This window comes from Microbacterium festucae, from assembly GCF_025421715.1.
GTDB lineage: Bacteria > Actinomycetota > Actinomycetes > Actinomycetales > Microbacteriaceae > Microbacterium > Microbacterium festucae.
Window position 1 is genome coordinate 735,204 of the sequence record NZ_JAOEFC010000001.1, and the last position, 15,404, is coordinate 750,607.

The 15,404-nt window shown below is 63.5% G+C and carries 5 protein-coding genes; 3 read left to right on the forward strand and 2 right to left on the reverse strand.

Going from position 1 to position 15,404, the window contains the following annotated elements; translation table 11 throughout:
- Positions 1-291: 291 nt before the first annotated feature.
- From N3K63_RS03205 to lanKC, 3 genes are all read left to right on the forward strand, one after another.
- Positions 292-1,521 carry a sensor histidine kinase gene (locus N3K63_RS03205; RefSeq protein WP_261578540.1) on the forward strand — a complete coding sequence of 410 codons (1,230 nt, stop codon included), beginning with the start codon at positions 292-294 and terminating at the stop codon, positions 1,519-1,521.
- A gap of 13 nt (positions 1,522-1,534) precedes the next feature.
- Positions 1,535-2,227, forward strand: coding sequence for a response regulator transcription factor (locus tag N3K63_RS03210; protein WP_261578541.1), 693 nt, complete (start codon positions 1,535-1,537; stop codon positions 2,225-2,227).
- Positions 2,228-2,427: 200 nt separating this feature from the next.
- Positions 2,428-5,004 carry a class III lanthionine synthetase LanKC gene (gene lanKC, locus N3K63_RS03215; protein ID WP_261578542.1) on the forward strand — a complete coding sequence of 859 codons (2,577 nt, stop codon included), beginning with the start codon at positions 2,428-2,430 and terminating at the stop codon, positions 5,002-5,004.
- Positions 5,005-7,637: 2,633 nt separating this feature from the next.
- On the opposite strand, the gene N3K63_RS03220 is transcribed toward lanKC, so the two are convergent.
- Complete coding sequence (locus N3K63_RS03220) at positions 7,638-8,114, reverse strand: hypothetical protein (protein ID WP_261578543.1); 477 nt, start codon at positions 8,112-8,114, stop codon at positions 7,638-7,640.
- A gap of 9 nt (positions 8,115-8,123) precedes the next feature.
- Positions 8,124-14,942 carry a PA14 domain-containing protein gene (locus tag N3K63_RS03225; RefSeq protein WP_261578545.1) on the reverse strand — a complete coding sequence of 2,273 codons (6,819 nt, stop codon included), beginning with the start codon at positions 14,940-14,942 and terminating at the stop codon, positions 8,124-8,126.
- Positions 14,943-15,404: the final 462 nt, after the last annotated feature.

Below are 15,404 nucleotides of genomic sequence, written 5' to 3' on the forward strand. Positions count from 1 at the left end.
GACGCACGCCGTATCGTCGGCGCGATTGCCCTCGGCACGTCCGTGATTCTCGTACTCGTTCGCTGAGGCCTACAGCGGAAGCTCGGCCGGGGCGCACCACGCTTCAGTTCATGGCCGATGGCGCGCTAGTCGCGGTGACATTGCTCGCGGCCGCGTTCGCGAGTGGGCGCGGCGAGAACTGCGTCCTACCCTGGATGTTCGTACGAGCCGCGGGCGAACCGCTTCCTCCTTCTCCACAGCAACGGAGCATAAATGGCCAGTGTCAATGAGCCGCGCACAGCTCCTCGGGTCGTGAGCACCCTCCTCGGGACAAGGCGGGCTGCCTCGTCTTTCGCTCTCACAGTGTTCGTGGTCACTGCAGTGCAGGTGTTGTCGGTTCCCGCGATGGCGTACTTCGATGGAATGACTGAGTGGGGGCTTGCGCTGCCCGAACCGGCAATTGTTGTCCTGCTTGTACTCGGGTGCGCAGTTCAGGCGTGGGCTCTTACGCTCTCGGACCGCTGGCCGCGATGGGCGGTCGCGATCGCTACGACTACTTACGTCACACTCGCGATTGGCTTGGGGGTGCCGTCGTGGCTCGTAGGGATGTACTTGGTGATCGCACTAGCTCTCTTCCTTCTCGCAACTAGGGTCAGGGTGGTCGCCGCCTCACTGTGGGCCGTAGGTGTCATCGTCACGAGCATGGGCGCGCTATTCGCCTGGTTGCTGTGGCTAGGCTCCGATCCAAGCGTCGCAACGAGTTTCGTTCTGGGAGAGACAGCACGCCTGGCCGCGCCCGCGACTGGCGCTACCGCCCTCGGCATTTGGTGGGCGGTCCGAGTGCGACGGGTAACCGCAGTCCAGCAACAGGCGGAGCTCGCCGAACAAGAACATGCGCGGCGCGTCTCTGACGCGCAACGTTCGGAACGCGCGCGAATCGCGCAGGAGCTACATGATGTTGCCGGCCAGCACCTGGCAGGTCTCGTCACACTCGCCGACGCCGCCGTAGCCATCTCGCCCGATCAGCCCGAGCAGGCGCTCGCGCTCCTCGAAGACGTGCGAAGCGAGGGACGGTTCGCCGCTGCCAGCCTTTCCGGCGCGCTCGCGGACATGCGCGCTGTTGATTCGGCCCCGCGTCAGTCAACGCCAGACCTGAGGCGTGCAGAGGAGCTGTTCGTTTACTGGCGCAGGGTGGGAATGGCAGTCTCCGCCAGCGTTGAGGGCGACGTCGAAGACTTGCCGGCGGTGGTCTCCAGCACCGCCTACAGGGCAATGCAAGAAGCACTGACGAACGCTGCAAAGCATGCTCCCGGCGCGGTCGTCGAGGTGATGGTGATAGCGACCAGCAGCGACCTCGAGTTGATGGTCTCGAACACAGACCGGGATGCGTCCGCGCTGCCTCGAGTCGGTCTCGACCTGCGGTGGGGCCTTGCGGGGATGCGTGAACGCGTCGAGTTGCTGGGTGGCACGCTGGATGCGGGCCCATGCTCCAATGGTGGGTGGCGGGTGACCCTTAAGATCCCGATCACACCCGTCGCCTAGCAATCGAGACACCATGACCGGCTCGCCCAAACGCATCAGAGTGCTTATCGCGGACGACAACCGTGCCGTCCGGCGGGGGCTCCGCGTTCAATTGGAGAACGCACCCGGCATCAGCGTGATTGGCGAGGTGAGCAACGGTCGCGATGCGGTATTGGCCGCACGAAACGAACGCGCCGACGTGGTGCTGATGGATATCCAGATGCCGGAGCAGAGTGGGATCGCTGCAACTCGCGAACTCATGTTGACGTCCGACGAACAACCGGTTGCGGTCATCGTCATGACTAGCTTCGCGGTCGACGGCTACGTGACCGAAGCGCTCGACGCGGGCGCCGTCGGCTATCTGCTGAAGAGCCTCGATTCCACTCAGGTTGTCGACGCGATCTTCGCCGCCGCTAATGGCGAGGCGATTGTCTCGACGCACGTGACGGCGCCCGTTCTCCGTGAGTTCGTCCGGCGGCGTCCCGACCCAATCGAGCCGGACGCGATTGCCGCGCTCAGCGCGGCCGAACGACGCGTCGTCTCCGTGCTGAGTTCTGGCGTGACAAGCAATGAGGACATCGCGAAAGAGCTTCAGGTATCGGTACACACCGTCCGCTCGCAGCTACAGTCCGCGCTGAAGAAACTGGGCCTGAACGATCGGACACAGCTTGCCCTATGGGGCGCGAAGCACCACCTCGCTGCGGCGCCCCCTCACTCATCTGAGTGAAAACAGGGACTGAGTTAGACGGCTAGCCGGATCCTTCTTTAGCCCGAAAGGGCGACTGAAAGCCGCGTCACTTCGCGAGAGTCGCCTCAAGATCGCCGGTCGCGGCCATCCTTTATCTCCGATCCATCCGTGCGAGAACACTTTTCTCCTCATCGCACAATGTGCTGCGCCTGCGCGCATTCGTTCAATGGGGAGAACTGGTGGACCCGATCTACACTGCGTTCTCGGCTGCCAACACGGTTTTCTATGACCGCCCCGGGCGCCGAGGTAGTGACTCTTCGCGACCGTTCGACGTGTCTGCAAAACTCCGCGCCGCCTCATGGCGGCGTGTGGACGACGGTCATTGGATGCACTGGCTGCCAGCAGCGGCGGCTTTGCCCGATCAAGGGTGGAAGGTCCACGTAACCACTGTCCCAAGCGACGCGAGCGACACTCTCGAGCTGGTCTCCGCCTACTGCGCTGAGCACCGATTGGCGTTCAAGCATGTCTCCTCAGCGGGACGACTGCTCGTCTCCCTGAGCAAGGACGCGGACAGGGCGTCCTCGGGCAAGTTCATCACGATCTACCCACGAGACGAGAGTGAGCTGCTTGATGTGCTCACCGACCTGGATCAAATGATCGGCGGACGTCCGGGGCCGTACATCCTGTCGGACCTGCGGTGGAACGACGGCCCTCTATTCATCCGGTACGGCGCGTTCGAGCTGCAAACCGTGATCGAGGGAGGGACGCCAGTGCCCGCCATCCGCGACCGGGACACCGGGAAGCTCGTTCCGGACATCCGATCGACAGGTTTTCATGTCCCCCCATGGGTGCGTGTCCCGCTGTTCGTTGAACTGCAGCGCGAGCATTTGACCGACGCGCGTCCTAACTCCCTTCCCGAGATCACCGGGGTCCTTCATCACTCGAACGGCGGCGGCGTGTACGTTGCGCAGCTCGATGGTCGACGCGTGGTGCTCAAGGAAGCCCGCCCGCACGCAGGGTGGACGCCGGACAATCGGGACGCGATCGCCCGGCTTCGCGATGAAGAAGCCGCACTGGCCTCGCTACCGGCCGACGTGTCCGCGCCAAAGGTGCTCGGCACATATGTGGCGCATGGTCACCGATTCTTGGCTATGGAGTACCTCGAAGGCGAATCGCTGGCCACGGCCGTGGTCGCGCGTCACCCCATGACTCGCGCTGATTCCTCTTGTGACGATTACGACGCGTACCGCGACTGGGCGATCGTCACTGTCTCGAAACTGCGCTCTCAACTCCAGGCTCTTCACGACTCAGGACGGACGCACGGCGACCTCCACCCGCGGAATGTGCTCATCGACACCGCCGGCCGGGTGAGTTTGATCGATTTTGAGATGTCGATGGCGACGAATAGTTCGGCACGGGCCGTGATCGGGGTCGGTGGGTTCGTCGCTCCGGACGACCGCTCGCCAGCGGCACGGGACGAATACGCGTTGGCTTGCATCGAGTTGTTCATGTTCGTTCCGCTAACCCCACTACTTACGCTGAGCGCTGGGAAGGCGGAGGAGCTCGTTGAGTACGTGTCCGAGGCCTTTCGTCTTCCAAGCCATTGGGCGGACACGATTCTTGCTCGATTCGACTTGTCACACTCGAAGCACTCCGCGCTCGGCATCGAAGGCGGCGACGACCACGGTCGACCCGCGGAGGACGGTATTGTTCGGGGCCTTCTCGCCGACGCAACCACATGTCGGCAGGATCGCCTGTGGCCGGGCGATCCAAAGCAGTTCTCCGAGGCGCCATTCTCACTAGGTTCTGGTGCGCTCGGCATCGCGGCGGCGATCGTCGCGACGGGAACAGCCTTGCCTCCCGACCTGCGCACCTGGATCGAGAACGCGATCCTCAGGCACGCCGATGCGCCGCTCGGCTTGATAAACGGCTTGGCCGGCACAGTGTGGGGCGGCCGTGTCATCGGGCTCCGTTACGAAGAGCGTTTCTTGGCACGGGTGAGCAATAGCGACTGGCGGGCGCTCGACTCGACGCTCTACTCCGGGCTACCGGGAGTCGCACTCACACTGCTCGCATGCGCCGAGTTCGATCGGAGCGCCGCGGGGCTCGCCGCCGACATGGCGCAGGTACTCCAGGACCGTCTGGCGCGGTCACCCCTACCCGACCGAGTGGCCACCGACCACGGCGGTCTCCTTGCGGGCTCCAGCGGTACCGCGCTGCTCGCTCTTCGGCTCTACGAGTACTTCGGAGACGACGATTACCTGCGGCTTGCCGAAAAGGCGTTCGACATCGACCTCGCCACGCTGGTGGAGACCGATGACGGGGCAATGCACGTCAACGAAGGCTGGCGGATCGTTCCGTACCTCGGGTACGGGTCAGCGGGCATCGGAGCGGTCATTGCGCAGTATCTCGTTCACAGACCGGACTTTGATCGCTTCGGGCACACCCTGCATGGCATCACGCGGGCGGCATCCGTGCCGTTCGCGGCACTCGCCGGCCTCACACACGGTCGCGCCGGCCTGATCTACTATCTCGCCGAGCTGAACCGCCGAGGGTTCGGATCCGCCACCACGGACGCGGCGATGGTTCATCACATCCGCGATCTCCGCCTCCACGCGCTTGACGGCGGCGCAATCACCCGCTTCGCCGGGAACGGTCTGTTGCGGGCATCCTGCGACTTGACGACCGGCGCCGCCGGGATCCTCGCCGCCCGCCAAAAGCGCGGTGATGCCGGCCCGCTCGCTTTTCTCAGCCCGCTTCGTGCTGGTGGGCGCGCCATCTCGCCTGCGTCATCCTTCGACTACGCGAGGAGGTGAAGATTATGGGTTATCTGCTTTCGCTTCAGAATCTCGAGCGCGACCACGCTGAAGAAAGTGGCGTCCTCTACGCAAGCAGCCTCAGCGTTTCGCTGTGCCGCAGCAGCCTCTCCGCTGTGTGCTGAGGGTGTTGTTGGTGGGGCGGGCATCGCGCCGTCCCACCAACTCGCTGCGTAGCGACGCGGCGTCAGGTCGTATGACAGCCGGCTGCGCACCACCGACAGCCGTTGACGTCGTCGTAGGTCCTCTTGGCTGCGTCGACGGCTTTGGCGCAGTCGGTGTGCCATCCGAGGTCGAGACGATTGGCGGGGTCCGGCAGGCATCCACGGGTAGATGTGAGGTCATGGACCTCGTGGTCGCCTGATCCTGACTGCGCGCGGGTGTTTACACAGAAGTACGGCATTTGAGACCTCGATCCTGCGTGCCACGGTGCACGCAGTCACATTGACTCACCTATATCGGTCGCCCGTTTGCGAGCGGATGGCCCACGACCCACGCTCTGGAAGGCGTTTCCGCGGTCGTTGTCTGGAAACGCCGACTAGAAGGCGAGCACATTTCGCTCAGATGGATGACCGGATCACGACCGCCCGATCTGACCTGGACGCCGCGCGCCCGGGTACCTAGTACTAGCTGCTCTCCCGAGCTCCCGCTAGTAGTGAATCGACGAAGTTGTACAGGACCGAGCCCTCGACTCGCTCATAGAAGCGATCGGATCTGACGGGCTCTCGCCCGTGACTCATGCCACCAGGCGTCGACTTCCGATGCCCTCGGGCATCGCGGTCTTCCCCGAACTGCAACTGGTCGGCCGGCTCATCGCCCAGGACTGCACGACGTACTGAGCACCCTCGTCCGTCTCGGCGACGGCCCATGGTGTGGACGCGCTGGCTGCACGCGACAGGCCCACCGACGGCGCGATCACGCTGCTGCGTGAGGGAGGGATCGACGAGGTCATCGGGCTTGCCCGCAGGGCCGAGATCGTCCGTGTGCCACATCGATAGTGAGCGTCTCGGTGCACACCACCGCAGTCAAGCGGTCCACTCCCCGACAATGCATCCTGAACGTAACCGCCGACTGGGCCCTTGGCCTCGGAGCGCCCTCCCCTCATCACGGTGCACGCCTTCTGTTTATGTGGCGTGCAATCGAGTCAGGATGCACCCCACGCAAATGTTGCGGCTGCTGCGAAGAAGACAGCGGCGACGGATGTCAATGCATAGTGGACGAAAACTCGTGCTCGTGCGCGCCCTTGTTCCACGCGATCCTCGATCGCGAGGTCAAGCGGATCGACGGGGGGGGTCGTCGAGCGGGAACCGCGAATCCACCTTCCGACGGCCCCTCGCTGCTCGCGTGATGGCCACCCCAAAAAGCAAAAAGCAGATGCCCGCGAGGAGAATCGTGGCGCCGTTCAGCTCGATGGACGACGCACACGTACTCGCCCACTGGGTGAGCATGGCCACAGAGAGAATGGCGCATGCGATCCCAAACACGAGCCCTCCGACAAGAGGTTGCAGTCGTGCGAAAGCAATGCGCCAGCCTCCCGTTTCGGCGTTGACCTTGCGGACATACTCAGCACCCCAACGCCCCATTGTTATGCCGCCACCCGCGAACACGAGCAGACCGAGCGCTGCGAGCAACGGTGCCTGACAGCTCACTCCTCACCAGTCCTCACCAGTAGTAGTTGAACATCACGGAACAGCCTCCGCCAAGACCCACGAGACCACCGACTTCGTGCGAGACGCGAGGATTGAGTCCTGACCCCGGGGAGTCGTAGGAGCTTGCGGAGAAGTAACCCCCGACCCCGCCGGCCACCGCACTACAAGATACGGTGCTGACCCACGTGCCACTGGGCGGCGAGTTGTCGGACAGTCCCGCGGTCATCTGCCCTTCCAGAGTGGCTTTGATCCCGCCACCAATGCCCGCGTGGTCTGTCCCAACCTCTAGGCATCCAAGCGCGCACACTGTGCCTGCGGCACCCGGGGATAGCTTAGGTAGGTTCTGCCACGTTCTCGCCTGCGGGTTGTCGAGGAACTTGCTCACGGACTTGTTCAACGTGTTCTCAAGCACGCGAACTCCCAGTACTCCGGCTCCCGATGCTCTCCGGGATACCGGTGTACCCCGAGCTGCAACTCGTCGGCCGCCTCATCGTCCCAGGGCTCCACGATGTGCTTCAGGCGCTCGCCTGTCGCAGCGATGACCCATGGGCGTGGACACGCTGGCTGCACGCGGCCGGCGCCCCCGACAGTCTCGTAGCCCTGCTCCGGGGTGGGCGAATCGACGAGGCCGTCCAACTCGCTCGGATGGCGGTTGCCTAGCCCCCCGGGCGTACGCGGGCGAGATGCTCCTCTGGTGAGAGCGGGGCACGGCGGCAGTGTGACTGCGCCCGGCGTCGGTGTCATCACGACAGTGGCCGGAGGCGGCTCTCGATGGCGCCGTTGCGCTAGCCAGACCTAACGGCCGGTTGTACGTCTGCCGCATCGAGAATGAGCGCCGGCGTGTGGCGCGTTCATTGTCGACGTCGACAGCACATAGAAGGGTTTTCGACCTTGAAGACCCGAATAAGCGGTCATGTGACCTTCGACTGGTCGATAGCTCGGGCGACAGGACGACCGCCCTTCGGATCGCGACCTGACTGGTCGCTACGTCCAGTACCAGGCCGCGACGACAAGCAAGGCGGCCATAACGCTCATCACGCCGTAAATCGCTGCCACAATTCGCCGCGAACCGGGTCGGAGTCGGCGTGGGACGTCGTCGTCCTCCGCGGGTAGGGAGTCCCATTGATCTCTGCGTACGCGGCGGATCGCGGTGATGACGACCGCCGCGACCCAAACACCACCCGCCGCAAGCAGGAGCATTGCTCTGCCCGGTGAGATCGAATCGAGCATGCCGCACCCACCCCACCAATCGCTGATCGCATAAACCGCGATTGCCGTAATCGCAACACCGGTGGCGATACCGCTCCAGGAAGGGATTGAGCGCGCATACTCGACTCGCCATCCGCCGGCAGCGCGGTTCACCTGTTTGACATAGGCAACGATCCAAGGGGCCAAAATCAATACCCCTACCCCAATTGCCAAGGCAAGAAGGCCGGCAAACAGCTCCCAAGAACAGCCCATTTGTCTTTCCTAATACAGGTTGAGCATTACTGCGCAGCCGGCTCCCAGCCCGATCGTCCCGCCTAAGCCACCGCTCAACTCCGGCGAGAAACCTCGGGGATTAGAGTCCCAGACACCAACGCCAAGATAGCCGCCGATACCAGCGGAAGCGCTGCAGGTCCCTGCGATCTCCATCGAGGATTTCGGCGCGTTGAACTGGAGACCGACGCCTCCAGATACGTCGAGACTGGCCTTGGGGCCGAACCCAACGCCGAAGTGATCAGAGGAAACCTCGACACAGACCGTTAGACAAGCGCTGACGTTCCAACCAGGAGTTGAGGCGGGTAGAGACTTCGCGGCGGCCACCCACCATCGTCCGTTGGGGTTGTCAAAGAACTTCCGCCACGATTCGTTCCAGGTGTTCTGAAGCTTGCGCATGCCCGTCGCCTTGACATCGAGCGTGCCGCTCTTCGTCGTGTACGGCTTGTAGTCGCCCTTCTTGATGTAGCGCATGAGAGAGTCGGCCGTCATCAACCCCGACAGGTCGTTCATGTTCACTGGATCTGTGGGCCACACGTACGCGTTGTCCGCTCCCCCTTCAATGGGATCGACGGATAGGAATCGTCCAAACGCAGCAACGTAAACACGAGCACCCATTTCAGTGGTTGCGAAGCTGCCGATCGTGTCAACGAGCTTCAACGCTGACTGATACCAGCCTGCTCGCCCATCGTTGAGGCCGGAGTCGTCGCCTGCAGCTGTACCGAACCGCCCGCTGCCGTCGGCGGGCTGGCCATAGGGGTCGTGTACCCGGAGGGCAGAACTGGTCGTTCCGTGCCCTGTCGTTATCGTGTGCCCGAGCACCCCGGGGTACGCCCAAGACTTCGTGGCGCCTGCGACCGTGAGAAGAGCTCCTCCTGGCAGTGAGAGTTGCCGGGTCATGGCGGATCCTTCAACGCTCGCCCACGGGCTATCGCCCGCTCCGGCGGAGAGGTACTTCACAGTGCTTGTGACCGTTCCGACTTTGGTGTGGCGGGCGATGACGCGACCGAGGGGGTCGCGTTCGAGGGTGACCACCGATCCGTTCGCGTACTCCGTCGCATTGTGGCGATTGCCAGCGTCATAGGTGAACTTCTGCCGCCCGCCTTCTCCCGTTGCGCCCAGGCGAATCACGTTGCCTCGCGCGTCGTAGGAGATGTCACCGTCTGCCAAGCCATCCGAGACCGTGTGTGCTCCGGACACCGGGTTGAGCACCGACGAGGACGTCAGCCGGTCCGCCCAGTCGTAGCAGTACGTCGTGGTCGTCGTCGGCCCACCGCCTGCCGGCGTGTCGGTCAGTTTCGTGCGATTGCCTGATGCGCCGGCCGCGGTGTTCAGACCGCAACCGCCGGTACTTGCGTACTCGTATCCGAGGTCGTGTCCTGGCACGCTCGCGGTGATCATTCTTCCGGCAGCGTCGTACCCGAATGTCGACACGTTCGTGACGGTGTCTCGTGATGCTGTGTCGCGCAGCACGCGCCCGGATTGGGAGCGAATCACGGTGTCGGTCACGGAAGGGCCGGTCGGGAAGGTCCAGTCCAACGACAGGGTGCGGTCGGCGGCGTCACGGCCGATGGCGTTGAGCTTGGCGCCTCCGAGGTAGGTGACTGTCTTGAGTCGTTGCTTCGCGTCGTAGTCGGCGGTAGCGAGCGTGTCCGCGCCCTCTCTGACGGATGTGACTTTTCCGTCGAGGTCGTATGTGAATTCGGTCACCACAGGGGCGCCGACCGCAGGAGTCGTGGACGATGAGACGAGTCGCCCGGTAAAGGGGTCGTAGACGGGGATAGTGACGGTTCCCCACGCGTCCTCGTAGCGGACGACCTGGCCGATGAAGTTGACGTTGATGACGACCTTGGAGCCATTGGGGAAGGACGTGGAGGCGCTTCCGGTGACAGTCGTCACTGCACCAGGCGGCTTTCCGTTGCCGCCGAAGAGAACGCTCGGCTCGCGAGTCGTAGTGGCCTGCTGGGTCGCCACGCCCGTTGGGCCAGCGATCGACTGCGCGCTCACACGTCCCGCGGCGTCGTAGGTGGTGCAAGACCACGCCGCATCGCCGGTAGTTCTCGTGCCCGCGAGCCGGCCCATGATGTCGTAGACATACTCGGTCTTAACGGGGTTGTTCGTCACGTTCGAGCTGCTCGCTGCCGGGGTGGGGGAAGTTGACGATTTCAAGGCACCAAACTGTCCGACGCCGCCGACACCACAAACGCCGGCGGGTGCCGTCTCGAGCTCGGTGTAGTAGGAGTACTCGGACTTCGCCGTTGCGGGGGCCGCTGCACCGGCGGCGTTCGCTGCAGGCAACGTCTTCGTCAAGCGTCGCAACCACTTCGACCCTGGTGCTTCGAACGTGGTTGAGGTCGTGAGGTTGAGTTTGCCCGCTCCAGGGTCGACGGTCGTCGATGTCGCCAGGCCGAGCCAGGGGTACTCGTACGCGGTGGCCGTCGTGAGGGACGGGGCAAGCTCGTTGCTGAGCCCGCTTGCACCCGCCGGCGCGGAGTCGTCCGTCGTCGTGGTGGTGACGTTGCCGTAGTCGGGACGAAGGGCGGTTCCGGGCACGATGGTGTACGCCGGGTTGGTGGGTGTCGCCCATTTCAATTGAAGCGTGCCCGCTCCGGTCAGGTCGTAGTACTCGACACGGATTCGCCGGGTTTCGCCTGCCGCGACGGTGATCGTCTGCGACGTCGCATCGGTAGCGGCCCCGTCAGCCCAGCGATCGATGATGAGCGCGTCATTGAGCCAGACGCGCGAGCCATCGTCGCTCGTCGTGCGCAGCGTGTAAGTGCCCGCGGTCGGGAAGGTGACCAGTCCCGTCATCCTGACGGAGAAGTTGTCCGCTGGGAGTCCTGCCAGCGGTGCGGTCGCCCACGTCGCGTTTATCGTGCCGTCGGTGGAGCCCGCGGCACCGAGGGTGAACGCGGAGGGCTGGCCACTGAGGGATCTGTTTGCGTAGTAGGCCGCATGGAGCCCGCGAAGATTCTGGTCGTACGCCGTGCTCGTGTGCGCTGGCAGGATTCCACAGGCCGTCGTCCCGACCGGGTCCGTGATCGGGATGCCGGATCCTGCGAAGCACGCTGCCGGTGCTGGGCCGTAGCTGTCCGTCGCTCGATCAGTCGCCGTGTCGTAGACAGTTGTCGACTTCTGACCCGCCGAGCTCTCCAGAGAGGTGACGAGGTCCTTCGTCGGGTGCCATGTCTGACTCGATGACATCTGCATCGGAGATGTGGTCTTAGTCTGTCGCCACTTGTTGTCGTATTCGACCTTGGATGTCATCCCGGCCGCGCCAGCAGTGGTTACCACCGTAGAGGTTGCCGATTGATACGAGTACGTCTTCTTCATGCCGTCGGCGAACCCGTCCGGGCTTGGGAGTTGTATCGAGCTCACCCGCCCGCTGCTGTCGTACGCAATTCGAAGCGAAACGTCTTTCTCAAAGCCTGCGCCACCCTCGGGGTGAGACCAGATGTACTCGTTCACCACTTGATCAGTGACCGATGTCAGCAGCCCATTGCTGTAGTTGAACCACGTCCTGCCACTTCGAGGGTCTTGTACGGACCAGAGCGTTTCACCAAAGTAGTTCAACTCGGTCACGCTTCCGTCAGGATAGGTGACCTTGCACAGCATGCCTACCGGAGCTGGTTCATACTGCGGAGGCGGCCCGTTGCAGATGGTGTTGTAGGGATCGGTGTACTCCTGTTGATAGGTGAACGTGACGCTGCGGCGATATGTGGACCCATCCTTCGAAACCGGATCTACGATCGATGTCGCTGCGCCGTCACCGCCGCGAAGGATCAACGGCGTTGCAGGTTTGAGTGCATCAGACACGGGAGTCGCGGTTTCGATTCGACCGTTACCGTCGAACTGGAACACGGTCCCGGCTTCATCGGTGTACACGACGAGTCCGGACGTGGTGAGGCTCACCGTGCCGTAGTCGCCCGCAGGCGGGGTGTATCCGCCCGCCGAGGTTCGGGTGTGGGTATGCGCCGTTCCGGTTGAGTCGGTCAGGATGACCCCCGATTCAGTGACTGAAGCGGTCGTCCATGCAGCTGCTGCCCCGGCAATCGGCGTGGATGCCGACCATCCCTCAGGGAGCACGCGGCGCTGCTTGGAGAGCCAGCTCACGGGGACGATCATGGCCGGCTGTGAGTCGTTGATGTCGTCGGCCCACAACTCGACGTTCGCAGCACCTGCACGCTCGAAGTATTCGAGCTGGATCTTGCGCTGGGTGGTGTCGTAGTTCTGGTTACCAGACCACGACAGGCCGTTGCCGCTTGTACTCCAGCGCGACACTATCTCAGTGTCCGCGACGCGGAGGCGGCTGCCGTCGTCGCTGCGGATTCCCAGACGCCAGCCTGCCGACTGATGCGGAAGTCGGATGAATCCCGTCCAACGAGCGAGGAAGTTGTCCGCGGGGATTGCGCCACCGGGCGAGGCCGCGTCCCAGTTGAAAGCGACCGTCGGATCGGTTCGGGTGACCAATGGTGCCTTGCCTGCGAAGGTGAAGCCGGCATCCGTCGACGGAACATTGCCGAGCGCGTCTTTCGCGTCAAAGTACTGGCCCAGCAGGCCGGCGTTCGCGGTGCGAACGGCTTGCGAGTTGTAGGTGAAGGACATGCCCATCGGGCCGCCCAGTGTGGAGACGGTGTTCGACGCGAATCCGAACACGAGGTTTCCGTTCGCCAGGTTCACCGTCGCATTTCCTGCGGAGTCGAAAGGCGACGGGCCGGACGCTCCAAGCCGACGGTCGACTTTCAGCTTCATGACCCAGGTGGGATTGGTGTTCTTGTCGAGCCCGTCATGCGGTTGGACTATCCAGGAGTAGAGGCCGCCGTCTTGGAGGACACCCTCTGGGACTGTCCACTTCACTTTGCCGTCGCTGCCAGCTGCAATTAGCCCAGAGGTGTAGACGGCCCCGGAGCGGCCATCGGAGCCGGTAGCGATCTTGAACTCGTACTTGACCTGGCCACCCGCGGGAATCGAGTCAGCATCCGCGACCGCATCTACCTGCAGGGTCGGTGTAATGGTGGTGATGACCTCGGGAGTGTTCTCGTTGCCGGGCGAGGCGCTCGCTTTCGGCGGCGTGGGTGGCACCTTCTGGGTCCGGAAAGACCAGACTCCGCTCCCTCGGTCGGTCGGCTGGCCGGCATACATGTGGTGACCGTCATGCACGCGGACGCCCCAGTAGTAGGTCGTGTCTGGTTGGAGCTTGCCCTCAGGGACAGTCGCCTGCGTGGCCGACACCCACCCGGACGCCCACACCGGGGAGCTGAGGTTTGAGCTCGTCGAAACGGTGTAGGAGTAGGCCTGCGCGGCACCGTAAGGCGAGCTGTTCGTTGCGGAGAGCTTCAGTTGCGGTGTGACCAGCGATCCGGTCGCTCCATTTCCAGGGCTCGTTTGGGTCACCGTCGGGTAGGCCCAGTACTCGGAGTACAACGTTGTGGTGACGCGCTTATGGGTGTAGTTGGCGCTCTCGTCCCCGACGATCAGGAATGAGACGCCGGTGTCTCCCGCGGCGAAAGCGCTCGAGAGCTTCTGCGCGACACCCTCTCCCGCAGTCCAGATCCCGCCCGTCCCAAGGCCGGAGTAGTTGACGACATGACTTCCGTTGCAGGCGAAACACTCGGCGCTCGCGTGCCAGATCGATCCGCCAAAGGTTCCATTGGAGCCATAGTTGTCGTAGTTGAGCGAGATTTGCGTGTTACCGAGGTAATTTCCCGGCATGCCCGTATAGGGGAAGCGCACGAATGCTCGCCAGAACACGTTCTGGTTGCCCTGGCGAGTGTTCCCGATGTGCGCCTGGTTGTTGTAAACGCCACCGTCAGACTTGAAGGACTTCACGAACGCGGGGCCGGTCTGGAACGTCGGGTCGATGTAGACCGGGTAGACGCGCTCCGGTGCGGAGAGCCATATGGGATTGATTCGGACGGTGTACGTGTAGGTACCGGCGCCGGTCGTCGCGAGCTCCACGGTCGGGTTGATCAGCACGTCCTCGGACTGCCCGTCAACACCCGACGAGTCCCATGCAGTCGGTGTCGGAATGTGCATGACGACGACGCCCGCTTTGTCGAGAAGCTCGACCATTCCGTCCTTCGCCAGTCGCGGAGTCAGCGACCCTACCCGAAGCTTCCATGACCATGCGGAGACGCCAGAGGAGGGCGGTGCGGCCAGTGTTATCGTCTCTTTGACCGCCGACTTCTCGATCGCATACTCGAGGTCGGCGTTCGCGGCAACATCGTCAAATCGCAGGGTGTCGTTCTTGGCCGCCCGTGACGAACCGAGTGATGCCTTCCCGGCGCCTCCTACGAACGAAAAACTTGCGTCGTGCCCATCGCGGCTCACCGACACCGCAGGCGAGCCAGCGGAGTCCACGGATAGACGTGGACGCAACGGGTGCGCGTCCACGGACCATGCGCCTTTCGCGGCAACTAACCCGGTCGAGGCCTCCTGCCATTTCCCGCCGACCTTGACGTTCACGGGCTGGGTCGCTGACACCTGGATGCGGGATCCGTCGGCGCGCGCGTACGTAGTCGTGTATTCGTCGCGATCAACGATTGGCAGCGACTTCACTTCATCAGCGAGGTCCTTTGTGGCAGTGTGCGGCAGGACAGGCGCAAGGACGACATTGTCCAAGCCCGAACTGGCTGCGGCCGCGTTAGCTGAGAAGTCGCCGACTTCCGGATATGAGGGCGGCGCCTGCTCGACGAGGTCCACCTCCGGGGCGAGCTTCTTCACCATTTCGGCCGTAAGCTCCTCGGGCATCGGCCCAGCATCGCGAGATTCAGCCGCCAGGGCACTACCGGACGTCGCGTCGTCCTGCATCACGGCGTCCGTAGCGCCAGCGGAAGCCACCGCGCTATCGACGGGTAGCAGCGCGAGCGCCGAACTTAGGACTAGCGCAACAAGGCGCGTTCTAGCGTGGCCAATCACAAGGTGCCTCCGGGGGGAAGGAGCAAGACTCAGGCGAGCTGGCGCCAAGCTAGCTCGCCCCTCGAGCCTGCGTCCATAGTCCGATTGGACTAATGACGGGCGGGGGTGAGCTCGAGGCTTCTCCGGCATGTTTCGCGACGAGCTGGGTGAGGTCGGCGCATGACGGGTCGCTCAGATGAGCGAATCTGCCCTGGCAAGTGCTTTCGCCGATCTTCGGCATGCACACGAGAATCTGGCATCCGACACGCGCACACACCGACGCAGTCCCCTCTGGACGTCGACAGATTGACCGCACAAGACGGTCATCTCGAGCAACGAGGCCTCCCTATGCTCCGGTCAACGGCAAGTCGCCTT